We start from the raw sequence: 25,573 nt of genomic DNA on the forward strand, positions 1-25,573 counted from the left end.
GATTTTGCTCATGTCTCCCGCCACTGGCCAGTATGGCACCCGCGCCCCGGACCTGATCCGGGGCCTCCCGGTCATCAGCGAAGGAGGTCCCGGATCGGGGTCCGGGACGGGGTCACTTGCGGAAGCTGTCGAGGCTCACCACCTCGGCGTCATGCTTGTCACCGTCGGTGTCCTCCTCGGCGCTGTCCTCCTCCTCGGTGAGGGCGGCGAGCGGCGGCTCTTCCTCTTCCTGGGTCTCGAAGCGCAGGCCGAATTCCACCGAAGGGTCGACGAAGGTCTTGATCGCGTCGTAGGGGATGTAAAGCGGCTCCGGCGCATCGCCGAAATTCAGCGTCACCGAGAAGCCCTCTTCGCCGACATCGAGGTTTTCGTACCAATGCTGCATCACCACCGTCATGTCGGTGGGGTAGCGTTCGGTCAGCCATTGTGCCAGCTCGACATCCGCGTGGGTGGTGTCGAAGGTGATGAAGAAGTGGTGATCGCCGGGCAGCCCGTGTTCTGCCACATCCTCAAGCACTTCGCGGATCAGGCCGCGCATGGCGCGATGCATCAGGTTGCCGTAGTCGATACTGGTCTTCATGAAGGATCCCCGAAATTCTTCCTCGGATCATACGGGATTCGAGGCGAAACAAAAGAGGCTCACGCCGGCTTTGTCACATTCCGGCCAGAAGGCTCAGAGCCGCCGCCGCACCTGCCGTCACAAGCAGCGTGAGCGGCACCGAGAGCCGCAGCGCGAAGATCAGAACCGCCGCCACCGCCGTCAGCAAGAGCGCCGTCAGATCGAGGCTCGCAGGCACCGGCAGGGTCAGGGTCATCGGCTCCGCGTCCCATGTGACGGAGCGTGCAAACAGCACGCCGATGGCGAACCAGACCGAGAGGTTGGCGATCACGCCCACCACCGCCGCCGTCACCGCCGAGAGCGCCGCGCCGATGCGGGGCCGGGCGGTGATCTGCTCGAGATAGGGCGCGCCGGCGAAGATCCACAGAAAGCACGGCGTGAAGGTCATCCACAGGGTCAGCGCGCCGGCCAGGGCAAAGCCCGTCCAGCCGGTCTCGTTGAAGCCCGCGAGGTGGCCGACAAACTGCGTCACCAGGATCAGCGGGCCGGGGGTGGTCTCGGCCAGGCCCAGTGCGTCGATCATCTCGGCGGTGGTGATCCAGCCCTGCGCCTGCACCACCTCCTGGGTCATATAGGCCAGCACCGCATAAGCGCCGCCAAAGGTCACCAGCGCCAGCTTGCCGAAGAACAGCGCCAGGTCGAGCAGGAAGGGCAGGTTCAGCGCCCAGAGCACCCCCAGCGGCAAGAGCCAGAGCCCGCCCCAGATCGGTACCGCCAGCCAGGGCGCGCGGCCATGGCGCGGCGGCAGCGGTGCCTCTGAGCGGGCCGGCGCGCGCAGGGCCCCGACCAGCGCCGCCAGCGCGATGATCAGCGGAAACGGCAGCTGGAAGGCAAAGAGCGCCATGAAGGCCGCCACCGCCAGCATCAGGTCGCCCGCGCCCTTCAGCGCCTTGCGCGACAGCCGGGTCAGCGCCTGCGCCACGATCACGATCACCGTGGCCTTGACGCCGAGAAACAGCGTCTGCACCAGCGGCACCTCGCCGTAGCGGATGTAGATCGCCGCCAGCGCGGTGATCACCAAGGCGCCGGGCAGGACAAAGAGCAGCCCGGCCAGCACCCCGCCAAAGGTGCCGCGCAGCCGCCAGCCGGCATAGGTGGCAAGCTGCATCGCCTCTGGCCCCGGCAGCATCATGCAGAAGCTCAGCGCGCGCAGGAACTGCTCTTCGGTGAGCCATTTGCGGTCGTCGACCAGCTCGCGGTGCATCACCGCGATCTGCGCCGCCGGGCCGCCAAAGGACAGAAGTCCGATCCGCCCGAAGGCGCTGAACATCTCGGATGTGGTGGGGGTCATGCCGTGCCTGCCTCTTGCGCCCGCGCCGCGGGCCAGTCGTGGCCCTCGTCATAGCCGTCCCGCGCCCAGCGGTACAGGGCGTCATAGAGCGAAAGACCTGCCGCCAACTGTGCCTGATCATTGCGAAACTGGCGTGACAGTCCGACAGATATCGCCAGCAGCCCGGCGGCGGCCGGATGCAGATCGTGCCGGTTGGTGTCGGCGCCGCGGATCACCTGCGCGAGCCGCGTCAGCGGCTCGGAGGCGAGGTGGAACTCGGCCAGCATGGTGTCGAAGGTGCAGTCGTCTCCGCGGTGGCTCCAGAACACGCCCTCGACATCGAAGGGCGTGGCGCCGAAACGGTCGGCGACGCCGGCGACCTCGTCCGGTGCGACATAGAGGATGCGGGCCTTGCGGTCGACGAAGCGGCGGATCAGCCAGGGACAGGCGATGCGGTCGATCTTGGGGCGGTGCCGGGTGACCCAGAGCGTGGCGCCCTCGTGTCGCGCCGGGATCGCGGCGGCGGGCAGGCTCAGGCTGCCGGGCATGTCGTGCCAGCCGTACATGCCGCCGGCGAGATAGTCCGCCGCGATGCCTTCGGACGCCAGCCAGGCGGCGGCGCCCTGGCTGAGCTTGCGGCCTTTCTGGCAGGTGATCACCGCGCGTCTGCCCTCAAGGCTGCGGGCGAGGCCTTTCAGGTCGTCATGGCTGTGGCGGCTGGCGCCGGGGATCAGCCGGGGGTCTGCGGCGAAATCCTCGGGCAGGCAGATGTCGATGATCTCGGGGCAGTCAGGCGTGCCGATCAGCCGGGCGAGTTGCGAGGGGGTGATTTCATTGGGGGCGGGCATGAAGCATCTTTTCGGGCCGGGCAGCGCCGGCAGAGGGATGCGACTTTGGGCCTTGGCCTCACGGGGCAGTCGCTGTCTGGGCCCCATGGCGGGATGATGCGCCTTGGAGAGGGGGCTGTCAAACGGCTTCGGCTGTCACCAGCGCGTTACCGAGGCCGTGGCGTTCGCGCGTCGTCATGCCGGAGGCATGCCCTCAGCATGACGCCGCCCCCAGGCACGGCGATTTGGCAGCCACAAGCACCCTGGTCTAAGGTCGTACGGGCTTTGCTGGCATAAAGTGCCCGACAGCACCGTGGGATCGCCGCACCCCGGCCCGTCGATGCGCGGCTCGGGACTGGTGTGAAGGAGTGTTGGAAGCCAGTCACTGGCCCAAAGAGGTTAGAGGTCCCGGATCAGGTCCGGGACGCGGTGGCACATAAGTCAGAGAGGGAAAGTGCAGGTTTCTGTTGCCAGGTACCTGCGAACCCCGCCTAGGGCCGCTAAGCTCTAGGACTTAAGATTTCGACAGTTCGGACTGCTTACGCAGCCATCGCCATCGGAGCTTTGTTGTCATTTGCAACTAGCTTAAGTGTACCGATAACGGTGGTAACTCACCGGGACAAAGCTAACCCCTTTAGACGTTCGTCGATCCTGTTTCGGCCCCATGATCCCCAAATGAGGGAGGTTTGGTGGAGCCGCCGGGTACCGCCCCCGGGTCCGATCCGCTTATTACGAGCGCGTTTATGTCCATAGTCCCGAAGGACAAGGCTGAATATAGGGCGGTCGGCCGGGGATGTTAAGGGGGCGAGAGCCCGGAACGACAAGGTTTTTTGCGCTGCCCGCGATAGAGCGTGTAAAGCCCGCTGCCGACGATCACCGCACTGCCGGCCCAGGTCATCAGGTCGGGGCGCTCGCCGAAGACCGCGATGCCGAGGATCATGGCAAAGATCAGCCTGGTGTAACGGAAGGGCACGGTGAGAGAGACCTCACCGACCCGCATCGCGGCGGTGAGGGCGGTATAGGCCAGCACCCCCACTGCGACCGCCAGCGCCAGATCCAGCGACGCCCGCGCCCCCGGCAAGGGGCCGACGCCGGTCACCGCGATCATGATCACCCCGGCCACCACCAGCATCACGAAGCCATAGACCCCGAGCTGCACGTTCGACATCGACGGCGGGCTGGCCCGGGTTGCCAGATCGCGGCCGGCAAAGCCCAGCATGCCCAAAACGGCAAAGATGCTGGTGGCGCTGAAGGCCTCGGTGCCCGGCCGCAGGATCATCAGCACGCCGACAAAGCCCAGCCCGATCGCCATCCAGCGCCGCCAGCCGACCACCTCGCCGAAAAACACCACCGCGCCGAGCGCCACGACGAGCGGCGTTGCCTGCAGCACCGCCGAAACCAGCGATAGCGGCGCCAGCGCAAAGGCCAGGGTATAGAACAGCCGCCCCAGCACCTCTGATGTCGAGCGCAGCAGCAAGGGCTTGGTGACGATCGCCGGGTGAAACAGCCGCTGTCCGCGCAGATGCGCCCAGATCAGAAAGATCACCATGCCGCCCAGCCCGAAGATGCAGAGCGCCAGGCCAACGCCGATCTCCTGCATGGCGGATTTCAGGAACATGTCCTCAAGAGCGAACAGCGCCATCGAGGCGGTCATCAGGAGGGGGCCGCTGTTCAGCATTAAGGCGCAGGTCCGAGCAATGAGAGGCGCGAAATGTCCCGCGACCCGAAATGAAAACGGCCCCGCCGAGCGACGGGACCGGGACGTTTCAATAAGGCCTTGACGCTCAGGCGGCCTGAGCCGCCGCCAGCCGTGCCCGGATCGACGCCGGCACCAGACGTGGTGCCGAGATCCGCGGCAGGTCCATTTCGGCAATCGTGCGCTCTTCGCCGTAAAGCTCGAGATACTCGCCGTAATTGTGGAAATGGCTGCGGCCGATATAGTCGATATAGGTCTCGGCCGGGGTCCCCTCGGCCAGAATCACGTCATGGGCCTCGGTTTCGATGTGATAGACGGTGTAGAATTCGCCCATCTCTTCGGTGGAGGCCCAATCGATGGTGCTGCCATTGACCAAGGCGCCGGCATTGATCAGCAAACTGTCGACCACCAGACCGTGATCGGCGGTCAGCCGCAGGTCACGCTTGGGCAGCCCACCGCCGAGCGCACCGGCGCTGACCCGGACAGGGCGCAGGCGTTCGGGCGGGCGGAAGGCGGTGAAGACGCGCTGCACGCCGATCCACTTGACGGCAATGGTGTCGCTCGCGGCGGTGAGGATCTCGTCGCCGGTCTTCAGGTCTTCGACCCGTGCCTCGCCCGCGGGGGTCGCGATGCGGGTGCCGGTGACAAAGCATTCGGTGGTTGACGATGCAGTTGCCGTCGACAGGTCGGCAGGCAGGTTTGCCGGATTGAAGCTGGCCGGGGTTGCGAGGTAGTAGGTCTCGCCCGCTTGGTTCAACGAACTGGCATCGCCTTCTGCGAAGATTGGATAGAGGGTCCCGTTGATATCGATGTTTCCGACATAGGTGCCCAGGCCATTTGGGTTCGGGTCAGTGAAGAGATTTCCGGCGCCATCGTTTACCTGTTCGCCGACCGAAAACACAGTGTCAGCGGCACCGTTGCCGTCAGAGATTGTCTCGTTGTTGTCAAAATTGGCAAGGGTTAGGTTGCCGTCAAAATATAGGTGAATATCACCTGTATATGATGCCATCTTAATTTCCTCTTGTTCAATGACTCTTGATGAACGTTAGGCGATCGGTAACGACCGGTCGAGACAAAATGTGGCCGCGATCACACGATCCGAAAAAAACTGCGAACCCTAACTAATCATTCACTCTTCATTCGCCCTGCGGTAGCGTGCCGGCGAAAATTGGCTCACAGGAGAGTGTCATGCAGATCGATATCGCCACCGCGCTGCCGGAAGACTTCGATCCCTTTGTCGGCGATGGGTTCGAAGTCGGGGCCGAGGCGCCGGTGCGGCTCGTTCTCGACAATGTAAAGCGCTTTCACGGGTCGATGGTGCGCGACTCAGAGGTCGAATTCGACGGGCGTCTGATCCCGCCCCGCAAGGCCTTTGCCCTGACGTTCGAGGGACCGCGCGAGCCGGTGCTCGACAGCCAGTTGGTCGAGTTGCGTCATCCAAAGCTTGGCGCCATGACGCTGCTGATCTCGCCGTTCCGGCAGGACCGCACCTGCATGTTGTATGAGGTGGTCTTCAACTGAGCCAGGGTCAGATTTCTCTCGGGCCCAGTTTCGGACGCCACTCCAGCTCCAGGTGATGCCCGGTCACGCCGGTCTGCACGAAGTCGTGACGCAAATAGAGCCGCTGCGCAGGGTTGAGGCGCTCGACCTTGAGCCGCACCGGCACCTTGCCGCCATGCGCCTCGTTGAGCAGGCTGCGCAGGATATCGGTGCCGATGCCGCGCCCGCGGTGTTGCGGCAGCAGGGATAACTCGATGATGTAGAGAACCTCGTTCTGGCGGTCGAGATAGAGCCGGCCGATATCGACGCCGTCGAGGGTGATGATGTGACGGTTGGCCTTGGGATAGGCGCGCTGGTAGGACAGGTCCTGCGCCTCGAACTGCTGCTTGAGAAAGCGCGTCTTTTCCTCCTCGGCCCAGACAGTCAGCTCGAATTCCCAGGCCCGCGTGGTGGCATAGAGGTATTCGAGGAAGGGCCGGTCGGCATCGTGGATGATGCGAAAGGCCACCTTGCCGCGAGGTCGGTCGAGCATGGGCGGAGGTCCGGTCTGTTGCGGCGGGGGCGCGAGGCGCGCGCCTCCGGTCAGGGTCAGTTCAACACGATCTCGATGACGTCCGAGCCGTCGCGTTTGCGGACCGGTGTGGCCATCAGATCGGCCGAGCCGATGCGGGCGGCCGAAACGCGATAGGTGCGGCTGCCGGCATCCACCAGCGGCCCCTTGTCGAGACCGTCGAAGACCGCGATCACGCCGCTCTTGCGGGGCAGGTCGGCGGGGCGGTGCGGGCCGCTGTTCACCGGTTCGACCGCGACCAGTTTCAGCACGGCGGTCTGGCCATCCTCGGCCCGAAAGCGGAATCGGCGGCCAAGGTGGGCGGTCAGCTCCTCGGCACCGGAACTGTGCCAGTTGAACGGGCCGGCGTGAGGCACGGCGGCGGGCGTCGGCGCCACGGCGGCGAACGTGGTGCCGGCGGGCAGGGCGGCTAGGGTTGCGGCTCCGGCAACCTGCGTCACCACGAACCCGCGCCGGCTGATATCGTTATTGGAACTCATCCGGTTCTCCTTGACCGAAATACACTGCAGGCCGGCGCATCAGCTCCGCGACGGGAAGATGCCGGTTAAAGCGATCTCGTAGTTCATGGCGATATACGGCGGCAAGTTGTTGAATGGCTGACCTCCGCCGGTATTTTGTACCACGATAGATTCCGCGGCCAGGGTTCGGTTGGGCGCGGGGGTCGGCTCAAGATAGATATTCGTCAACCCCATCAAGTTGCCTTGGGGGTTGCTCTGATTGGGTGCGCCGAGTTCGGCGTGCATGGTGGCCGTGTGGGCATGGCTCGGGATTTGTGACGTGAGGAGGGTCGTAGTCTCCGACCCGCCTCTTTCACCTATCCGGTAGTCGTCCAGGCCGGGGCCCTGGCCGAAGCCGATCGGCGCTCGGCCCCGCAAGTCCGGCAGACCGAAAGTGGTTCGACCATCGCCGCCATAGATCGTCCCGAGCAGCGAAAACAACGCCGTGTTCTGGGAGATCGCAACAAGCTGCCCGTTACATAACGCGAAACCGCGCTGCGCGAAGGTGTAACCCACCAGGTAGATCTGGCCAATAAATGGCTCTGCCATCAAATGTCCTTTCGAATGTCTCGCAGCGGGGTACCCTCTGCGAGTAAGCCTCCGGTTCCGCTGAATTATTGGCGATTGGGATAAATTTCCACCTTGGCGCCGATTGTCAGCCTGACGATGAAACAACCGGCGGTCAAGCATTAATCAAATCTTAACGATCACACCTCGCGCACCGACCAAGGGAAGGTCTGCGGCCGTTATTTAGCCATCGTTGATGCCCGTTTTTCGATGGCTTTCACTTGGCCGGCTTGGCCCCGAGCACCCGATTGCGGTGCCCGGGGTGGGGCCGCTGTCAGTCGCGCTCTCCGTCCAGTTCGGCCTGACGAAAGACCGCCACGGTGATCACCAGCCCGGCCACCACCAGCATGTGCCCGACGACGGTGATGCCGAACACGAAATAGCTACCCAGCGCGACCGAGAAGATCGCGCTCCACATCCAGGCCAGAACCTGCATCACCATATGCGCGGTCATCAGTGTCGAGCGGCGCAGCGGGTTGCTGCGCGCATCCATAACACCGTTCCAGGCGGTCTTGAGTTGCTGTTCCATTGTAATCTCCTCCATGTTCCGTTGGGTAAAGGAGATACGGCGCCAGGCTGCGGCTGGATGTTCACGCTTTCGTGTCGAAGGCCCGGTGCGTCAGCTCAGCGGTCGGATCTTGAGCCGGGTGACGCGGTTGTCCTTGCGGCCCGTGACCTCGAAGCGGAAGCCGTGGAACGAGAACACCTGACCCACCGCCGGGATGATCTGCGCCTCGTGGATCACCAGACCGGCGACGGTGTTGGCCTCGAGATCGGGCAGGTTCCAATCGGTGGCGCGGTTGAGGTCGCGGATCGTCATCGCGCCGTCGACATGGTAATGGCCGTCCTCGCCGCGACGCACCGAATGTTCGGCGTCGGGGTCGAACTCGTCGGTGATCTCGCCGACGATCTCCTCGAGAATGTCCTCGAGCGTGATCAGCCCCTCGAGCGAGCCGTATTCATCCACCACCAGGGCGAAATGCGTGCGGCGGCGCAGGAACTGGCGCATCTGGTCATCAAGCGAGGTGGTGTCCGGCACGAAATAGGGCTTCATCGCCACCGAGGTGATGTCGAAGCTCTCAAGCACCGCGGTCTGCTCCTCGGTGCCGTCGACCAGCTTGTACATCGCGCGCAGCAGGTCTTTGGCATGGACCACGCCGATGATGTTCTCGGGGTCGTGTTTGAACACCGGCAGCCGGGTGTGCGGGCTCTCGAGACATTGGGTCAGGATATCGCGCGGCGGGGTGTCGGCGTCGATCATCTCGATGCCCGAGCGGTGCAGCATGATCTCCTCGACCGTGCGTTCGCTGAGGTCGAGCGCGCCGAGGATGCGGTCGCGGTCCTCCTTCTCGACCACGCCCTCGGAATGGCCGAGGTGCAGCGCGCCGGCGATCTCCTCGCGCACCGCGAGGATGTGGCTGTCGGGGTCGGTCTTGACGCCGAACAGGCTGAGGATGCCGCGCACCAGAATGCGCACCGCCGAGACCACCGGTGAGAACACCCGGATCACCATGGCGATCGGCACCGCGACAAAGGCGGCGGCGCGTTCGGCATTGGTGATCGCGAATGTCTTGGGCAGCACCTCGGCAAAGATCAGCACCAAGAGCGTCATGATCAGCGTCGCCATCGCCACGCCGCTTTCGCCGAACAGCCGGGTGAACAGCGCCGTGGCCAGCGAGGTGGCGAGGATATTGACCAGGTTGTTGCCGAGCAGCACCGAGCCGATCAGCCGCTCGTTGTCCTCGGTGATCTTGAGCGCGCGGTCGGCGCCGCGGTTGCCCTTGTCGGCCTGGGCACGCAGCTTGCCGCGCGAGGCGGCAGTCAGCGCGGTTTCCGAGCCCGAGAAAAAGCCCGAGAGCACGAGAAGCAGCAGGATGGCGGACGTGGTGATCCAGAAGGCGCCGTCGAGCAGGCTGGGTGAGGGGTCCATTACGTCTGACTTTCGTTGCGATTGCGCGGGGTATGCCGCCGGGCGGCGCCAGTTTCAAGGGCCGGGCTGGCCCGGTGGTCCGAGAGCGCCTGCATGTCAGTCGCGCGCCAGCGGGTGATGCTCGAGCACCAGCTCGCGCAGCCGTTCCTCGAGCACATGGGTGTAGTTCTCGGTGGTGGCCACGTCGGCGTGGCCCAGCAGCGTCTGGATCGCCCTGAGGTCGGCGCCGTTCTGCAGCAGGTGGGTGGCAAAGGCGTGGCGCAGGGTGTGCGGCGTGATCTCGGCCGGCGACAGCCCGGCATCCACCGCCAGCGCCTTGATCAGGTTGAAGAACCAGTGCCGCGTCAGGTGACCGCCCTTGCCGCGCGAGGGAAACAGGAAGGCCGAGGCGGGCTTGCCCTTGAGGCGCGCCGCCTCCTCGGCGGCATCGCGGATCGCCAGCCAGGCGATCAGCGCCTCGCGCGCCGGCGGCGACAGCGGCACCATGCGCTCCTTGCCGCCCTTGCCACGCACCAGGATCAGCCGCGGATCGCCGCGCACCGCCGCCACCGGCAGCGAGACCAGCTCGGTGACGCGCAGCCCGGTGGCATAGAGCACCTGCATCAGACAGTAGTTGCGGGCGCGCTCGGCGGCGGTTCGGCCATGGCTCTCGGCGGCCTGCAACAACCGCTCGACATCGTCGATCGACAGCGTTCTGGGCAGGCGTTTTTCCTTGCCGGGACCGGCGATCTGGATCGCCGGGTTGTCCATCCGCCAGCCTTCCTCGAAGCCGAAGCGATAGAGCTGCTTGATCGCCGACAGCCGCCGCGCCCGGGTCGAGCGGGCCAGCCCCTGGGCCTCGCAATCGATCAGGTAGCGCTCGATGTCGTCGCGCTGCGCGGTCTCGAAGCTGGCGTCTTTGGCGGCCAGCCATTGCGCCACGTCGCGCAGGTCACGGCCGTAGGCCAACAGGGTATTGTGCGCCGCACCGAGCTCGGCCGCCTGCGCTTCGAGAAAGGCGGAAATATGGGCGTCGTCCATCGCTCTCAGCCCTCGGCTGTCAGCAAGAGCGACTGCAGCGCCGCGCGCCGCGCGGTATCCTCGAGCCCGACGGCGCGGAAGGTCGAGAGCGCCTCGGCCAGCGCCTTGTCGTCGCCGAGATGCCCCTGATAGGCCAGCGACATCGCCCGCAGGATCACCTCGCCCAGGCGGCCGGCATTGAGCAGTGCCTGCAGATGCGCCGGCGGCGGGTTGACGAAGCCCTCGGCAATGGCGCGGGCGCGGGCATCGGGGGCGGTGGCCTGTTCCGGCCGGCCCTGGGCCAGGGCGACGGCGAATTTCTGGCTCAGGCTGCGCGGGGTCAGCCGCCGCGACAGCATCTCGTAGGACGGCGACAGGAGCGCTGCCTGCATCTGCAGCGCGGCTGCGGTGCCGGTCAGCTCGATGCTGGCCAGCTTGGCGCCATAGCCCTTGGCAAACGCGGTCGAAAGCCCGGCCTCGGCCATCGCCGACCAGACCGTGCGCAGCGTCCGGTCGATTGCCGTCGGATCGCCCTCGCCAAGCGCGCGCTCAAAGCGTTGCACCGCCGCCGCCCGGTCCCAGACCCCGCCAGAGGCCGAGGGGGTGTTGGCGGTGTAGAAGGCAAACAGCCGCTGTTCCGAGATCGCCCCGGCGCGCACCAGCCGCTCGGCGGCCTCGATCTGCGCCTTCCAGCCGCTGTCGCCGGGCAGGTCGGCATTGGCAAAGGCACGGGGCAGGGTGTGGGTCGGCACCGGCTCACCCAGGGCCTCGTGCAGGCGGTATTCCAGCGGGCTCATCCGTAGCGCCGGCGGCGGCACCGAGAGATCCTCGGCCAGCTCGGGATCGAGAAACCCGAGCAGCAGGTTGACCTGCGACGGGCCGATGTCCCCCAGCGCCTCGGCCGCCACCAGCGTGGTCAGCGCCAGATCCCAGTTGCCGGACTGCGCCAGGCAATAGACCCGGTAATCGGTGCCGGGGGCGAGATGCGGCTGCTGCGCCAGCACTTCGCAGGCCGCGACGCCGGGCCCGGCGAGCAGCGACAGGTCGAGCACGCGGGCAAAGAGCGCCGGGTCGGACTTGGCATCGGTCAGCGCCAGCAGTTCGGCCGCCTGGGCGATCGCGCCCATGGCGATCAGCCGGTCGATCCGCGCCACCAGGAAACTGCCGTCAGAGGGCTCTGGCGGCAGCGCCTCGGCCAGCAGCAGGGCAAACAGCAGCGACTGCATCGCCGGCTGGCCGTCGACGTTCTGGGCGATCAGCAGGTCCGACAGCTGCGCGGTGTCGCTGGCCTGCCAGAGGGTCTGCGGAAAGCCGGTGACATGCGGCGGCAACAGCCCCACCGCATCGACGGTCGGCGCATCGAGCGGCTGCACGCTGACCTCTGGACGGCTGGCATCGCGGGTGACAGGGGGCTCTTTCTTCTGCGGGGTCAGTGCCGCGGCATCCGGCACCAGCCCGAAATCGGAGTTCTCTGGCGGCTGGCGGTCGAGCCAGTCGATCGCCGAGAGCGGATCCTGCGCCGCCAGCGGGGCCGACAGCGCCAGCACCACAGCCACCGCAAGAGCTGCGCCGTCAGCCCGCATCAAGCACCACCGGTTTGCGAATCTCTTCGGCCGGCGGCGAGAAGTCGGCGCCGAAGAACGGGCCGACATAGGCATAGCCCACCAGGGCGATGCCCGCGAGAACCGCCAGATAAAAGAGATACTTGATCAATCGGCCCATCGGGTGCTGCCTCTGCCTTGGTCTTCAATGAACCCGCTTCGGGGTGGTTTTTTTCTTCTTATATCTGGCCTTTTTTGCAAGTTCACGTCATTCACGTCCGAGATACAAACTTTTGAGCAATTGAGGCCGAAATCGGCAAGATCATGCAGTGGCGGGTGAAGAAAACCATCGTGATGGTCGGCATGATGGGCGCCGGCAAGACCGCCGTGGGCCGTGCCGTGGCGCAGCGCCTCGGCGTCTCCTTCCTCGACAGTGACGCCGAGATCGTCGACGCGGCGCATATGAGCATCGCCGAGATCTTTGCCCGCGACGGCGAGCCGTTCTTTCGCGCCCGCGAGACCGAGGTGATCGGCCGGCTTCTGGAAACCGAGCGCTGCGTGCTCTCGACCGGCGGCGGTGCCTTTCTTGCGGCCAACAATCGGCGGATGATCGCCGAGAAGGGCGTCGCGGTCTGGCTCGATGCCGATCTTGACCTGCTCTGGAGCCGGGTGCGCCACAAGGACACCCGGCCGCTGCTGCGCACCGCCGATCCCTATGCCACGCTGAAGGCGCTGTTTGACGCGCGGGTGCCGGATTATGCCAAGGCCGAGGTGCATGTGGCGGCCGACAAATCCTATTCGATCGACCAGATGGCGCGCCGGGTGATCGAGGAGCTCGAGGCGCGCCCCGACGTGTTGGAGAAGAAGTGATGAGCGAGACGGTCCATGTGCCCCTGGGCGAGCGCGCCTATGACATCCGCATCGGCGGCGGGCTGCTGGCCCGCGCCGGGGCCGAGATCGCGCCCCTGCTGGCGCGCGCCCGGGTGGCGGTGCTGACCGACGAGAACGTGGCCGCCGCGCATCTCGAGGGGCTGCGCGCCGGTCTGGCGCAGGCGGGCATCGAGATGGTCTCGCTGGCGCTGCCGCCGGGCGAGGGCACCAAGGCCTGGCCGCAGTTTTCCCGCACCGTCGAATGGCTGCTCGACCAGAAGATCGAGCGCCGTGACGTGGTGGTCGCGCTTGGCGGCGGGGTGATCGGCGATCTGGCGGGGTTTGCGGCCGCCGTGCTGCGCCGCGGCGTACGCTTCGTGCAGGTGCCGACGTCGCTGCTGGCGCAGGTCGACAGTTCGGTGGGCGGCAAGACCGGCATCAACGCGCCGCAGGGCAAGAACCTGATCGGTGCCTTTCACCAACCGTCGCTGGTGCTGGCCGATACCGATGTGCTGGCGACGTTGCCGGCGCGCGACTTCCTTGCCGGCTATGGCGAGGTGGTGAAATACGGGCTTTTGGGCGATGCGGCGTTCTTCGACTGGCTGGAGGTCAACGGCCCGGCGATGGCGGCGGGCGATGCGGCGGCGCGGATCCACGCGGTGCGCCGCTCCTGCGAGATGAAGGCCGAGATCGTGGTGCGCGACGAGACCGAGCAGGGCGACCGCGCGCTCCTGAACCTCGGGCATACCTTCTGCCATGCGCTGGAGGCGGCGACCGGCTATTCCGACCGGCTGCTGCACGGCGAGGGCGTGGCGGTGGGCTGCACGCTGGCCTTCGAGCTGTCGTCGCGGCTGGGGCTCTGTGCGCAGGAAGACCCGAGCCGGGTGCGCGCGCATCTCAAGGCGATGGGGATGAAATGCGATCTGGCCGACATCCCCGGCGATCTGCCGTCGGCGGAGGCGCTGCTGGAGCTGATGGGGCAGGACAAGAAGGTGGTCGACGGCCAGCTGCGCTTCATTCTGGCGCGCGGCATCGGCGGGGCCTTCGTGACCTCGGAGGTGCCGCAGGACGCGGTGCTGGCTGTGCTGCGTGACGGTCTCTCGGGGCGCTGAGGGGCTGGAAAATGTGCGCTACCGCGCGCTGGTTTCCATGCGGGGCGAGGTGACGATTTCACCGACAGGGCGTCGTGAGGAGCGAGCGGGGAATTTCTGCTGAGAAGCGGTTCAGGGGCAGGTCTGCCCTGAACGCGCCTTGTCGAGTGTGGTGTGAGTCGCCCGCGCGTCAAGGTCCTTCGGCCCGCTGCGCGGGTGCTGCGCAACCTTGACCCGCGGCCGACTCACGCGGTGAGGCTGGCCAGGGTTGGCGCGAGATCGCCGTAGCCGGTGAGGCGGCGCTCGAACCGCAGGCCAAGGCGGTCGGCGCAGGCGCGGGCCTTTTCGGTCAGCGCGGGATCGTCGGTCTGGGCCTGGTAGACCAGCTTTTCGTAATTGCCGAAGTACATGTCGCGCAGCTCGGGGTGACGGTCGAGGCCCAAGGGCTGCCAGACGAAGGCATCGAACTGGCGCACCAGGAAATCGGTCAGGTAGAAGGCGGTGAACTCGTCGCGGGCGGCAAACGCGGCGTTGCCCTCGAAGAAGCTGTAGCAATGCGGTCCGGCCACCATCGCGACCCCCATCTCGGCACAGGCCGCCTGCAGCTGGCCGCCGGTGCCGCAATCGGCATAGACCACAAACAGCCGGTCATAGCGTGCGCGGTGCTTCGCCACCGCGGCGCGCACCGCCTCGGTGATCCGGTCGGGGGTGTTGTGCAGCTTGGCCGGCAGGCAGGCCAGATCGAGGTGGTCCCAGCCGTTGGCGGCCTTGAGATCGAGGATCTCGCGCGCCAGCGCACCGCAGGCGATCAGCAGGATGCGGCCCTGACCGCGCGGCGCGAGACCGGCCTCGGTCAGGGTGGTATCGTCGGGCGCGCCGCTCACCCGGCCATCTGGTTGTGGCGGCGCGAGACCAGCGTCTTGGCGGTCTCGACCGCGACGGCGGCATCGCGGCAATAGGCGTCGGCGCCGATCGCGCGGCCGAACTCTTCGTTCAGCGGCGCGCCGCCGACCAGCACGATGTAATCGTCGCGAATGCCCATCTCGATCATCGTGTCGATCACCACCTTCATGTAGGGCATCGTGGTGGTCAGCAGCGCCGACATGCCGACGATATCGGCGCCCTCGGCCTTGGCGGCGTCGAGATAGCTCTCGACCGGGTTGTTGATGCCGAGATCGACCACCTCGAAGCCTGCGCCCTCCATCATCATCGACACCAGGTTCTTGCCGATGTCGTGGATGTCGCCCTTGACCGTGCCGATCACCATCTTGCCCATGCGCGGCGCGCCGGTTTCTGCCAGGAGCGGCTTGAGGATCGCCATCCCGCCCTTCATCGCGTTGGCCGCCAGAAGCACCTCCGGGACAAATAGAATACCGTCGCGGAAGTCCTTGCCGACGATGGTCATGCCGCCGACCAGCGCCGTGGTCAGCACCTCGTAGGGCTGCCAGCCGCGGCCGAGCAGGATGTTCACGCCTTCCTCGATCTCTTCCCGCAGACCGTCGTAGAGGTCGTCGTGCATCTGCTGGACAAGCTCTTCGTTGTCGAGTTCGGAAAGGATGATGTCGTCTTCTTCATCAGACATTGCGTGATTCCCTTGCTTGGGCCGGGAGGCCCGGTTTGTTTCAGCTATGGCCAGTCTGCCGCAGCTCATGTTGGCGGATTGCGACATGGCCGGCCCTGTCACCGACGCAAGCCGGGACGGGCCGGGGCTGCCGCGCGGATGGATTGCAAATGTACCGCGTTCGTTCTATGTTTCGGCCATGGAAGACATGCCCTTTGAGATCGACGCCCGCCAGCGCCCGGGCCGCGGTGCCAGCCGCAACGAAACCGGCCGGTTCGAGCGGCACGAACGGGTTGCGGCGCATGACGGCTGGGAGATCGAAGAAGAGCTGCCGGTGCTGCGCACCGAGGTCCGCGAGGAGCGGGCGCGCAGCCTGATCACCTACAACCGCTCGCCCGATCTGCCGTTCGACCGCTCGATCAACCCCTACCGGGGCTGCGAACACGGCTGCATCTACTGCTTTGCGCGGCCCAGCCACGCCTACCTCGGGCTCTCGCCCGGCCTCGATTTCGAGACCCGGCTGGTGGCGCGGCCCAATGCCGCCGAGGTGCTGACCCGCGAGCTGCGGGCGCACAAGTATCGTGTTGCGCCGCTGGCGATCGGCACCAACACCGATCCCTACCAGCCGCTCGAGCGCGACCGCGGCCTGATGCGCGCCTGTCTCGAGGTGCTCTCGGCCTGCAATCACCCGGTGGCAATCGTCACCAAGGGCACGCTGGTCGAGCGTGACATCGATATCCTGGCGCCGATGGCCGCCAAGGGGCTGGCGCGCGTCGGCCTGTCGGTCACCTCGCTCGATGCCGGCCTGTCGCGCCGGATGGAGCCGCGGGTGCCGGCGCCAAAGCGACGGCTGGCGACCATCCGACGGCTCAGCGAGGCCGGCATTCCGGTGCGGCTCATGGTCTCGCCGGTGGTGCCGGCGCTGACCGATCCCGAGCTGGAACAGATCCTCGAGGCCGGCGCCGCGGCGGGCGCCGATGCGGCGAGCTGGATCATGCTGCGGCTGCCGCGCGAGGTCTCGCCGCTGTGGCAGGCCTGGCTGGCCGAGCATTACCCGGACCGCGCCGCCCGCGTCATGGCGCGGCTGCGCGAGATGCATGGCGGCAAGGATTACGACGCCCGCTGGGGCCACCGGATGCGCGGCGAGGGCGCCTATGCCGAGATCATCGCCGCACGGTTCCGCCGCAAGGCGCGCGCCCTCGGCCTCGACCGCCGTGTGGCACCGCTGCGCTGCGATCTCTTCGCGCCGCCGGGGCAGGCGGGCGACCAGCTGTCGCTGTTCTGAGACCGCCCGGGGGCGGCAGGTGCGTGCACAGGGGAGGCATGCCATGGGCGTGGCCGATCCGAGGTTGAGTGTGATGCCGGGCCCGTCGGGGCTCAGCCGCGCCGGCGCCGCCGGTTGCGCGTGGGGGCCGCGACCGCGTTCTCGCCGGAGCCGTCGGTGTCGGAGCTGAAGCCGCCGATGCTTTCGACAATCTGCTCCAGCGTCGGGCGCGGGCCCTTGGGGCGGGTTTCCAGCGCCGTGCGCATGGCGCGCAGGTGGTCCGGCATGGTGCCGCAGCAGCCGCCGATGATCCGCGCACCGGCATCGCGGGCCATCACCGCGTAATCGCCCATCAGCTCCGGCGTGCCGTCATAATGAATGTGGCCGTCGACGTATTTCGGAATGCCGGCGTTGCCCTTGGCGATCAGCGGCAGGTCGGGGCCCTGGGCGGCAAAGCTCAGGGTGGTGCGCAGCAGGTCGGAGGCTCCGGTGCCGCAATTGGCGCCGAAGGCCAGCGGCGGGTGCGGCAGGCCCTGCGCCAGCTGCACCATGTCGGAGGCGGTGACGCCCATCATCGTGCGCCCGGCAGTGTCGAAACTCATGGTGCCGCACCAGGGCATGCCGGCCAGCGCAAAGGCCTCGGCGGCAGCACGAAACTCCTCTGGGGCGGAAATCGTCTCGACCCAGAGCACATCGGCGCCACCGGCCTTCAGCCCTTCGGCCTGTTCATGGAACATCTCGACCGCCTCGGCGTGCGACAGCGTACCCACCGGTTCCATGATGTCGCCGGTCGGGCCGACCGAGCCGGCAACGATCACCGGGCGACCGGCGGCATCGGCCACTTCGCGGCCCAGTTCGGCGGCGATGCGGTTCAGTTCGGCCACGCGGTCCTGTGCGTCATGCAGTTTCAGCCGCGAGGCATTGCCGCCAAAGCTGTTGGTCAGGAAGATGTCCGAACCGGCCTCGACCGCGCCGCGATAGAGCGCGCGGATTTTCTCGGGCTCGTCGACGTTCCACAGCTCGGGCGCGTCGCCCGACATCAGCCCCATGTTGAACAGGTTGGTGCCTGTGGCACCATCGGCGAGAAGCCAGTCGCGGTCTTGCAGAAGCTTGCTCAGCGCGTCGGTCATGGGGAGGGCCTTCCTGTATCACGTGTTGGGCGGCAGATGACACAGGCGGGGACTGTGCGCAAATTCATAATCTGCATGATGTTTATGAGGTTGAGGCCGGCTTCGGCCCGGCCGGCCGGTCTTGTCGCGCTCTGTCGCGCGCGCGAAGGCGGGCAGGGAACGCGCAGGGGCAGGCGGCCCCGCAGGCGGGGCGGCCCGGTGTGTGCCCTGAGGACGGTGCTCAGGCTTCCTTGACGATCTGGCCTTTGGCTTCGACCAGCTTCTCGGACATCTTGGCGCGGACCTCGTCCTCGCTGGCCTTGCCCTCGAGATCCTTCGAGACCTTGCGCACCACGTCCTCGTGGCCGACTTCCTCGAAATCCGCCTTCACCACCTCGAGCGCATAGGCATTGGCCTCGTCGCCGGTCTTGCCCAGCAGGCCCGCCGCCCAGAGGCCGACCAGCTTGTTGCGCCGCGCCTCGGCCTTGAATTTCATCTCCTCGTCGTGGGCGTACTTGTTCTCGAACGCTTTCTCTCGGTCGTCGAAAGTGGTCATGCGCAGCTCCTTTGGTGCCGAATGCGTGAAACCAGATTGCCCATCCCCGGCCCGCACCGCAAGAGCCGAGGTCCGCTTGCGACAATGCAGAGCATGGCGTAAGAGGGCGCACGCGCGGCGGGACTCGGCCCTGGGCCGCGCAAGACATGAAAGGCTGCGAGATGGCGCGTCGCAAGAAGATTTACGAAGGCAAGGCCAAGATTCTGTATGAAGGCCCCGAACCGGGCACCATCGTGCAATACTTCAAGGATGACGCCACCGCCTTCAACGCGCAGAAGAAGGACGTGGTCGACGGCAAGGGCGTGCTCAACAACCGCCTCAGCGAGTTCTTCATGACCGGCCTCAACGAGATCGGCGTGCCGACCCACTTCATCAAGCGCCTCAACATGCGCGAGCAGCTGGTCAAGGCCTGCGAGATCGTGCCGCTCGAGGTGATCGTGCGCAACTTTGCCGCCGGATCGATGAGCCAGCGCCTGGGCATAGAGGAAGGCACCCGCCTGCCGCGTCCGATCGTGGAATACTGCTACAAGGATGACAAGCTGGGTGATCCGCTGGTCACCGAAGAGCATATCGCCGCCTTCGGCTGGGCCAGCCCGCAGGACATGGACGATATCCTCAGCCTGGCGCTGCGGGTGAACGATTACCTCTCGGGGCTGATGTATGGCGTCGGCATCAAGCTGGTCGACTTCAAGATCGAGATCGGCCGGGTCTATGACGGCGACTTCCAGCGCCTGATCGTCGCCGACGAGATCAGCCCCGACAGCTGCCGTCTGTGGGATATCGAGACCGGCAAGAAGCTCGACAAGGACGTGTTCCGCCGCGATCTGGGCAGTCTGACCGACGCCTATACCGAAGTGGCGACCCGTCTCGGCGTCATGCCGCGCAAGGCGACACCGATGGAAAAACCCAAGCTTATCAACTAAGTGTGACCGCCTTTTCAGGCGGCGCATGAAGATCAATCAACGACCCCTGCGGGGCGGCGACAAGGACCAAGTGGCATGAAAGCACGAGTGCATGTGATGTTGAAAACCGGTGTGCTGGACCCTCAGGGCGAGGCGGTGCGCCACGCGCTTGGCGCGCTGGGCTTTGACGGCGTCGAAGGCGTGCGCCAGGGCAAGGTGATCGACCTCGAGCTGGCCGCCGGCACCACCGAGGCGCAGGTCGCCGAAATGTGTGACAAGCTGCTCGCCAACACGGTGATCGAAAGCTACCAGATCGAGATGCAGTGAGTGGCGTGAGCCATTGAAAGCCCGAAGTTTTTCAGGAGTGTTCCCATGAAAGCCGCCGTCCTCGTCTTTCCCGGATCGAATTGCGACCGCGACATGGCCAAGGCCTTCGAGTCGGCCGGGTTCGACGTCTCGATGATCTGGCACAAGGATCACGCACTGCCCGAGGGCGTCGACATCGTTGGCGTGCCGGGCGGGTTTTCCTATGGCGATTACCTGCGCTGCGGCGCGATCGCCGCCAATTCGCCGATCTGCCGCGAGTTGAAACAGCATGCCAAGGCCGGTGGCTATGTCTTTGGCGTCTGTAACGGCTTTCAGGTGCTGACCGAGACCGGCCTGCTGCCCGGCGCACTGCTGCGCAATGCCCGGCTCAAGTACATCTGTCGCCCGGTGCCGCTGGTGGTCGGAACCGAGGATAGCGTCTTTACGCAAGGCTATGAAAAGGGACAGGAAATCCTGATCCCCATCGCCCATCACGATGGCAACTACTTCGCCGATGACGCCACGCTCGACCGGCTCGAGGGCGAGGATCGCGTGGCCTTCCGCTATGGTGACAATCCCAATGGCTCGGCGCGCGACATTGCCGGTATCCTGTCGGAGAACCGCCGGGTGCTGGGGATGATGCCGCACCCCGAGCGCGCCGCCGAAGAGGCGCATGGCAATACCGACGGCACGCCGGTGTTCCGGGCCCTCGCCGCGGCGCTTGACCGGGTGGTCGCCTGAGATCGCGGCTCTGTTGCTTGAGCGGGCGGCCGCGGCGGCGTAAAGTCGGGCGATGAAAGCTGAAAACCGCAGAAGCGCCCGTTCGGGCGAAGGCCTGTTGCGTCGCAGCAACCCGCTGTCCTGGCGGGTGCGTCTGGCGTTGTTTTCGCTGCTGCTGATGGCGGTCACCACGGTGTGGTTCACCAACCGCCTGCTGACCGACCGCTTTACCGAAACCACCCGCAACCGGGCCGAACTGCGGCTCGCGCTCTATTCCGGCAACGTGCTGTCGGAGTTGCGGCGCAATTCCATCGTGCCACAGCTTCTGGCGCGCGACCCGGCGCTGATCGGGGCGCTGAATTCGGCGGATTACTCGCAATCCACCCAGCGGCTGATTTCCTTCGTCGACGAGATCGGCGCCGCCTCGCTCATGCTGCTCGACAGTGGCGGCCGCGCCGTCGCCGCCACCGACCGCAACATTCTCGGCTCCACCCACCGGCAGGAGCCCTATTTCATTGGCGCCCTGCGCTCCAATTCCACCGTGTTCTCGACCCTCCCGCGCGAGGCTGGCGGCTTTCGCTTTGCCTACAGCCGGCGGATCGAGAGCAATGGCGAGCTGGTCGGCGTGATCGTCGTCGAGGTCGACCTGCAGAAATTCGAACGCGCCTGGGTGGGGATTGCCGACGCGGTTCTGGTGACCGACAGCGAGGGGGTGATCATCCTTGCGACCGAGCCGCGCTGGCGCGGGCTGGCCGAGGTCGACGCGCTGCGCCGTGAACCTGCCGACAGCGCCATCGAACGTGCCATCCGCGCCACATCCGACTGGACCCACGTCCCGGCCGATGCCTACCTCAAGGGCGAGGCGGTGATGCGGATGGAGAGCCGGATCGCGTTTCGCGGCTGGCGCATCGTCAGCTTCACCCCCTATGCCTCGGTGCGCGAAAAGGTGAATGCGGTGCTGGCGCTCGAGATCATGGGCTTTGCCATGCTCTTCGCGCTGGCCTTCTACTTCCTCAGCCGCAAGACGGCGCTGCGGATGGCGCTGTTTCAGCGGGAATCCGCCGAGCTGCGCGCACTCAACACCCGTCTGCAACGCGAGATCGCCGAGCGGGAACGGGTGCAGAAAACCCTCGCCGTGGCCGAACAGACCCTGGCGCAGAGCTCGAAACTGGCGGCACTGGGTGAGATGTCGGCGGCGGTGAGCCATGAGCTCAACCAGCCCCTGGCGGCGATGAAGACCTACCTGGCCGGCGCGCGGCTCTTGATCAACCGCAACCGGCCGGACGAGGCGCTTGCGTCTTTTGCCAGGGTCGATGACCTGCTCGACCGGATGGGCGCGATCACCCGGCAGCTCAAGAGCTATGCCCGCAAGGGCGGCGAGATGCTGAGCCCGGTCGACATGGGCGACAGCCTCTCCTCGGCGCTGGCGATGATGGAGCCGCAACTCAAGCAGCGCCACGTCAACCTGACCCGCGTGCTGCCGCCGCAGCCGGTGCGGGTGATGGCCGATCGGGTGCGTGTGGAACAGGTGATGGTGAATTTGCTGAGAAATGCATTAGATGCCACCAAAGGTCTGCGCGATCCGCAGATCGAAGTCATCCTGTCCGGCGGCGAGACCGCCACGCTGACAGTGCGCGACAACGGCCACGGGATCGAGGATCTCGATGCGCTGTTCGAGCCGTTCTATACCACCAAGCAGCCGGGCGAAGGCGTGGGGCTTGGGCTGGCGATTTCCTCGGGGATCGTCAGCGACCTGGGCGGACGGCTGACCGCGCGCAACGGCGAGGACAGCGGCGCTGTGTTCGAGATGCAGCTGCCGATCCTGAACGAAACCGCGGACCATCAGGCCGCGGAGTAACAAATGAAGGTAAGGGCGTAAGACCATGGCCAAGCTCATGAAGATCGCGATTGTCGATGATGAACAGGACATGCGCCAGTCGATCGGCCAGTGGCTGGCACTTTCGGGCTATGACACCGAGACATTTGCCAGCGCCGAGGAGGCGCTCAAGGCGCTGACCCCGGACTATCCCGGCATCGTGATCAGCGATATCCGCATGCCCGGCATGGACGGGATGCAGTTTCTCAAGCGGCTGATGTCGACCGACAGCGCGCTGCCGGTGATCATGATCACCGGTCACGGCGATGTGCCGATGGCGGTCGAGGCGATGCGGCTGGGGGCGTTCGATTTCCTCGAGAAACCGTTCCAGCCCGACCAGATGAGCCATCTGGCGAAAAAGGCGGTGAACGCCCGCCGGCTGACCCTCGACAATCGTCAGCTGCGGCGCGAGCTCTCGGATGGCGGCCAGCTGATGAAGAAGCTGATCGGCGCCAGCCCGGTGATGGAGCGTCTGCGCGAGGATATCCTCGATCTCGGCCAGGCCGACGGCCACGTGCTGATCGATGGTGAGACCGGCACCGGCAAGACGCTGGTGGCCCATGCGCTGCATGCGGTGGGCTCGCGCGCCGGCAAGCGGTTCGTGCTGGTCAGCTGTGCCGCCTATGAGGACGACGCGCTGGCGCAGCGGCTGTTCGGCCCGGTCCAGCCCGATGAGGCGCGTCTTCCGGCGATGGAAGAGGCGCGCGGCGGCACCCTGGTGCTCGAGGATATCGAGTCGCTCTCAGAGGCCAACCAAGCCCGCCTGCTGAACGCGATCAACGAACAGGGCACCCCGGCCGAGACCCGCATCGTGGCGATCTGCAACATGCAGGAACAGAACCGCACCCCCGAGGATGCGATCAAGCCGAACCTCTTTTACCGGCTGGCCGCGCTGCGCATTACCGTGCCGCCGCTGCGCCAGCGGGGCGAGGATATCCTGACGCTCTTCACCCGGCTCTCGGAACAGTTCGCCGATGAATACGGCTGCGAAACCCCTGAGGTCTCGGCCCAGGAGGCGGCGCAGCTGCTGCAGGCGCCCTGGCCGGGCAACGTGCGCCAGCTGATCAACATGGCCGAACGCGCGGTGCTGCAATCGCGCCGCGGCTCTGGCACCATCGCCTCGCTGTTGATGAGCGATCACGAAGAGATGCAGCCGGTGATGACCACCGAGGGCAAGCCGCTCAAGGAATATGTCGAGGCCTTCGAACGGATGCTGATCGACAACACCATGCGCCGCCACAAGGGCTCGATTTCCAGCGTAATGGACGAGCTCTGCCTGCCGCGGCGGACGCTGAACGAGAAGATGGCGAAATACGGGCTGCAACGGTCGGATTACCTCGGCTGACAGGCGGCCGGACGGGGTATGCCACCGCGAGCGCAGAACGGTCGAGGGCAAGAGATGAGGATCAGGTTTGACCAGGGGCCGGCGGGCGGCGCGACCGAGTTTGCCGCGCCCCTGCGGCGGATCGAGGCCTGGGGCCCCGAGACGGTGCCGGCCGCGCTCGAGGCGCTGGCTGCGGCGCAGGCCGAGGGGCTCTGGCTCGCCGGCTTTGCCAGCTACGAGCTGGGCTATGCGCTCGAGCCGAAGCTCTTGGCGCTGATGCCAGAGGGCCGCCGGGTGCCGCTCATCTCTTTTGGCGCCTTCACCGCGCCCGCCAAGGCCGGGCCGCTCACCGGCGGCCGCGCCACACTCTCTGCCTTGCGCCCCGATTGGGATGCCGAGCGCTACGCCGGGGCGTTCGACAGGGTGCATGGCTGGATCGGCGCGGGCGACATCTATCAGGCCAACCTGACCTTTCCGCTGCGCGCCGAGGTGCAGGGCAGCCCCGAGGCCCTCTATGCCGCGCTCTCGGCCCGTCAGGCGGTGCGCCATGGTGCGCTGATCCTCGACCCGGGCCGGCCCGCAGTGCTGTCGCGCGCGCCGGAGCTGTTCTTCCGCGTCGACGCCGAGGGTCGCATCGCCACCCGTCCGATGAAGGGCACGGCCCCGCGCGGCGAGACGCCAGAGCAGGACCGCGATTTGCGCGACGGGCTCACGCAGGACGAGAAGACTCTCGCGGAAAACCTGATGATCGTTGACCTTTTGCGCAACGACTTGTCGCGGCTGGCGATGCCGGGCTCGGTCGCGGTGCCGGAGCTCTTCAAGGTCGAGACCTACGAGACCCTGCACCAGATGGTCAGCCAGATCGAGGCGCAGCTCCGCCCGGAGGTGACGCTGGGCGATATCTTCCGCGCGCTGTTTCCCTGCGGCTCGATCACCGGCGCGCCAAAGATCCGCGCCATGGAGATCATCCGCGCGCTGGAACAGGCACCACGAGAGGTCTATTGCGGCGCCATCGGCTGGGCGGCGCCAGACGGGCGGGCCGAGTTCAACGTCGCCATTCGCACACTCTTGGTCGAGGCAGGCCGGGCGGTGCTCAACGTCGGCGGCGGTCTGGTCTGGGACAGCCGCGCCGACATGGAATACGAGGAGGCCTTGTGGAAAAGCCGTTTCGCGACATTGCTGCCGGAACCCGTCTGATCGAGACCATGCTCTGGCAACCGGGCCGCGGCGTCGTGCTGGCGCGGCGTCATAAAGACCGCATGTGCCTCTCGGCCAAGGCGATGGGATTTCCGTTTGATGCCAGAGCCTTCGACGATATTGTGAATTCTCCACTTGAGACACTTCAAGCGGCGCATGAAGAACCTCGCGCGCCACATGAACACCTTCAAGTGACACATGAAGCCCTTGGTGCAGAACATGAAGCCCTTCATGCATCGCCTCAACCCGCTCGCGCAGGGCCTGAAGAAACCCCTCTATGCCTACGGATAACATTGGATTCGAGCGGCCGTTTCGACCACACGATGGCTCCCGCGCCTGAACCCGCCTCTGGCTGGCGCATCGCCATCGCGCCAGAGAGACTGCAGAGCGCCGATCCCTGGCTCAAGGTCAAATCCAGCAATCGCGCGCTTTATGACCGGACCCGTGCCGGGCTGCCGCAGGGCATTGATGAGGCGGTGTTCCTCAACGAGAAAGGCCATCTCTGCGAAGGCACGATCACCAACCTGATGATCGAGACCACCCCCGGCCAATGGATCACCCCGCCGCTGTCTGACGGTGTGCTGCCCGGCGTGATGCGCGCCGAGTTGCTGGCCACAGGCGCCATCAAGGTCGCCAGCTTCACCGCGGCCGACCTGCGCGCCGCGCGCCGCATCCGTCTGTGCAATGCGCTCCGCGGCGTGATCGAGGTCACAGGCGTCACCGCCTGGCCCGACTGATCCTTCTTCTGTTCACAAATACCCTCGGGGGAGTCCGGCGCAG

28 protein-coding genes and 1 other RNA gene are annotated in these 25,573 nt (G+C 66.2%); 11 read left to right on the forward strand and 18 right to left on the reverse strand.

Translation table 11 applies throughout. The features are described 5' to 3' along the window. Positions 1–112 precede the first annotated feature (112 nt). The 6 genes from VOI27_RS06690 to VOI27_RS06715 all read right to left on the reverse strand — a co-directional run bounded on the left by VOI27_RS06690 (position 113) and on the right by VOI27_RS06715 (position 5,169). Entirely contained in the window at positions 113–580 is a 468-nt protein-coding gene (locus VOI27_RS06690) for an SspB family protein (protein ID WP_323764542.1), read from the reverse strand. A 73-nt stretch (positions 581–653) separates the two neighbouring features. Beyond that, on the reverse strand, positions 654–1,910 hold the full coding sequence (gene chrA, locus VOI27_RS06695) for a chromate efflux transporter (RefSeq protein WP_323764543.1): 1,257 nt from the start codon (positions 1,908–1,910) through the stop codon (positions 654–656). Next, on the reverse strand, positions 1,907–2,737 hold the full coding sequence (locus VOI27_RS06700; protein WP_323764544.1) for a sulfurtransferase/chromate resistance protein: 831 nt from the start codon (positions 2,735–2,737) through the stop codon (positions 1,907–1,909). Before VOI27_RS06700 ends, chrA begins: the two co-directional genes overlap by 4 nt. A 432-nt stretch (positions 2,738–3,169) precedes the next feature. Continuing rightward, positions 3,170–3,520: a transfer-messenger RNA gene (gene ssrA / locus VOI27_RS06705) on the reverse strand. After that, positions 3,513–4,394: a DMT family transporter gene (locus VOI27_RS06710; RefSeq protein WP_323764545.1), complete on the reverse strand. Its 882-nt coding sequence runs from the start codon at positions 4,392–4,394 to the stop codon at positions 3,513–3,515. The genes ssrA and VOI27_RS06710 overlap by 8 nt, the downstream gene beginning before the upstream one ends. A gap of 106 nt (positions 4,395–4,500) precedes the next feature. Continuing rightward, on the reverse strand, positions 4,501–5,169 hold the full coding sequence (locus VOI27_RS06715; protein ID WP_323764546.1) for a Hint domain-containing protein: 669 nt from the start codon (positions 5,167–5,169) through the stop codon (positions 4,501–4,503). Between the two features lie 431 nt (positions 5,170–5,600). Here VOI27_RS06715 and VOI27_RS06720 point away from each other — a divergent pair, with 431 nt between their 5' ends. After that, entirely contained in the window at positions 5,601–5,933 is a 333-nt protein-coding gene (locus tag VOI27_RS06720; RefSeq protein ID WP_323764547.1) for a DUF6916 family protein, read from the forward strand. 7 nt (positions 5,934–5,940) lie between these two features. Here VOI27_RS06720 and VOI27_RS06725 read toward each other — a convergent pair whose 3' ends face one another. From VOI27_RS06725 to VOI27_RS06760, 8 genes are all read right to left on the reverse strand, one after another. Continuing rightward, positions 5,941–6,444 carry a GNAT family N-acetyltransferase gene (locus VOI27_RS06725; RefSeq protein WP_323764548.1) on the reverse strand — a complete coding sequence of 168 codons (504 nt, stop codon included), beginning with the start codon at positions 6,442–6,444 and terminating at the stop codon, positions 5,941–5,943. Positions 6,445–6,500: 56 nt separating this feature from the next. Then, positions 6,501–6,962, reverse strand: coding sequence for a hypothetical protein (locus VOI27_RS06730; RefSeq protein WP_323764549.1), 462 nt, complete (start codon positions 6,960–6,962; stop codon positions 6,501–6,503). A gap of 39 nt (positions 6,963–7,001) precedes the next feature. Continuing rightward, positions 7,002–7,529, reverse strand: coding sequence for a phage tail protein (locus VOI27_RS06735; protein WP_323764550.1), 528 nt, complete (start codon positions 7,527–7,529; stop codon positions 7,002–7,004). A 292-nt stretch (positions 7,530–7,821) separates the two neighbouring features. Next, positions 7,822–8,076 carry a hypothetical protein gene (locus VOI27_RS06740; RefSeq protein WP_323764551.1) on the reverse strand — a complete coding sequence of 85 codons (255 nt, stop codon included), beginning with the start codon at positions 8,074–8,076 and terminating at the stop codon, positions 7,822–7,824. Between the two features lie 90 nt (positions 8,077–8,166). After that, positions 8,167–9,477, reverse strand: coding sequence for an HlyC/CorC family transporter (locus VOI27_RS06745; protein ID WP_323764552.1), 1,311 nt, complete (start codon positions 9,475–9,477; stop codon positions 8,167–8,169). A 96-nt stretch (positions 9,478–9,573) separates the two neighbouring features. Continuing rightward, the gene (locus tag VOI27_RS06750; protein ID WP_323764553.1) at positions 9,574–10,497 is read right to left on the reverse strand and encodes a site-specific tyrosine recombinase XerD; all 924 of its coding nucleotides are present in this window, start codon (positions 10,495–10,497) and stop codon (positions 9,574–9,576) included. 5 nt (positions 10,498–10,502) lie between these two features. Further along, positions 10,503–12,059, reverse strand: coding sequence for a hypothetical protein (locus VOI27_RS06755; protein WP_323764554.1), 1,557 nt, complete (start codon positions 12,057–12,059; stop codon positions 10,503–10,505). Then, positions 12,049–12,198, reverse strand: a complete 150-nt coding sequence (locus tag VOI27_RS06760) for a hypothetical protein (RefSeq protein ID WP_323764555.1) — start codon at positions 12,196–12,198, stop codon at positions 12,049–12,051. Before VOI27_RS06760 ends, VOI27_RS06755 begins: the two co-directional genes overlap by 11 nt. A gap of 143 nt (positions 12,199–12,341) precedes the next feature. Here VOI27_RS06760 and VOI27_RS06765 point away from each other — a divergent pair, with 143 nt between their 5' ends. Then, positions 12,342–12,887, forward strand: a complete 546-nt coding sequence (locus VOI27_RS06765) for a shikimate kinase (protein WP_323764556.1) — start codon at positions 12,342–12,344, stop codon at positions 12,885–12,887. Beyond that, entirely contained in the window at positions 12,887–13,999 is a 1,113-nt protein-coding gene (aroB, locus tag VOI27_RS06770; protein ID WP_323764557.1) for a 3-dehydroquinate synthase, read from the forward strand. Before VOI27_RS06765 ends, aroB begins: the two co-directional genes overlap by 1 nt. Before the next feature lie 224 nt (positions 14,000–14,223). Here aroB and VOI27_RS06775 read toward each other — a convergent pair whose 3' ends face one another. Then, positions 14,224–14,862, reverse strand: coding sequence for a DUF1638 domain-containing protein (locus VOI27_RS06775; protein ID WP_323764558.1), 639 nt, complete (start codon positions 14,860–14,862; stop codon positions 14,224–14,226). Beyond that, on the reverse strand, positions 14,859–15,560 hold the full coding sequence (locus VOI27_RS06780; protein WP_323764559.1) for a B12-binding domain-containing protein: 702 nt from the start codon (positions 15,558–15,560) through the stop codon (positions 14,859–14,861). The genes VOI27_RS06775 and VOI27_RS06780 overlap by 4 nt, the downstream gene beginning before the upstream one ends. Before the next feature lie 187 nt (positions 15,561–15,747). Here VOI27_RS06780 and VOI27_RS06785 point away from each other — a divergent pair, with 187 nt between their 5' ends. Beyond that, positions 15,748–16,824 carry a PA0069 family radical SAM protein gene (locus VOI27_RS06785; protein WP_416374650.1) on the forward strand — a complete coding sequence of 359 codons (1,077 nt, stop codon included), beginning with the start codon at positions 15,748–15,750 and terminating at the stop codon, positions 16,822–16,824. Between the two features lie 92 nt (positions 16,825–16,916). Here VOI27_RS06785 and bmt read toward each other — a convergent pair whose 3' ends face one another. Both bmt and VOI27_RS06795 read right to left on the reverse strand, forming a co-directional pair. After that, positions 16,917–17,933 (reverse strand): betaine--homocysteine S-methyltransferase, encoded by a 1,017-nt coding sequence (gene bmt, locus VOI27_RS06790; RefSeq protein WP_323764560.1) that lies wholly within the window; start codon positions 17,931–17,933, stop codon positions 16,917–16,919. 220 nt (positions 17,934–18,153) lie between these two features. Continuing rightward, on the reverse strand, positions 18,154–18,468 hold the full coding sequence (locus VOI27_RS06795) for a DUF1476 domain-containing protein (protein ID WP_323764561.1): 315 nt from the start codon (positions 18,466–18,468) through the stop codon (positions 18,154–18,156). A gap of 161 nt (positions 18,469–18,629) precedes the next feature. Between VOI27_RS06795 and purC the strand changes: the two genes are divergently transcribed. The 7 genes from purC (at position 18,630) to VOI27_RS06830 (ending at position 25,530) form a co-directional block, all read left to right on the forward strand. Next, entirely contained in the window at positions 18,630–19,391 is a 762-nt protein-coding gene (purC, locus tag VOI27_RS06800) for a phosphoribosylaminoimidazolesuccinocarboxamide synthase (RefSeq protein WP_323764562.1), read from the forward strand. A gap of 75 nt (positions 19,392–19,466) precedes the next feature. Continuing rightward, entirely contained in the window at positions 19,467–19,697 is a 231-nt protein-coding gene (gene purS, locus VOI27_RS06805; RefSeq protein WP_323764563.1) for a phosphoribosylformylglycinamidine synthase subunit PurS, read from the forward strand. Between the two features lie 45 nt (positions 19,698–19,742). After that, on the forward strand, positions 19,743–20,417 hold the full coding sequence (gene purQ / locus VOI27_RS06810) for a phosphoribosylformylglycinamidine synthase subunit PurQ (RefSeq protein ID WP_323764564.1): 675 nt from the start codon (positions 19,743–19,745) through the stop codon (positions 20,415–20,417). Positions 20,418–20,469: 52 nt separating this feature from the next. Further along, positions 20,470–22,254 (forward strand): sensor histidine kinase, encoded by a 1,785-nt coding sequence (locus VOI27_RS06815; protein ID WP_416374648.1) that lies wholly within the window; start codon positions 20,470–20,472, stop codon positions 22,252–22,254. 25 nt (positions 22,255–22,279) lie between these two features. Continuing rightward, positions 22,280–23,617: a sigma-54 dependent transcriptional regulator gene (locus VOI27_RS06820; protein WP_323764565.1), complete on the forward strand. Its 1,338-nt coding sequence runs from the start codon at positions 22,280–22,282 to the stop codon at positions 23,615–23,617. Positions 23,618–23,671: 54 nt separating this feature from the next. Next, a complete protein-coding gene (locus tag VOI27_RS06825; protein ID WP_323764566.1) occupies positions 23,672–24,793 on the forward strand; it encodes an aminodeoxychorismate synthase component I in 1,122 nt (373 codons plus the stop codon). Next, positions 24,751–25,530: an aminotransferase class IV gene (locus tag VOI27_RS06830; RefSeq protein ID WP_323764567.1), complete on the forward strand. Its 780-nt coding sequence runs from the start codon at positions 24,751–24,753 to the stop codon at positions 25,528–25,530. Before VOI27_RS06825 ends, VOI27_RS06830 begins: the two co-directional genes overlap by 43 nt. The last annotated feature ends 43 nt before the right edge of the window (positions 25,531–25,573 follow it).

The organism is Marinovum sp., from assembly GCF_034669705.1.
Taxonomy (GTDB): Bacteria; Pseudomonadota; Alphaproteobacteria; order Rhodobacterales; family Rhodobacteraceae; genus Marinovum.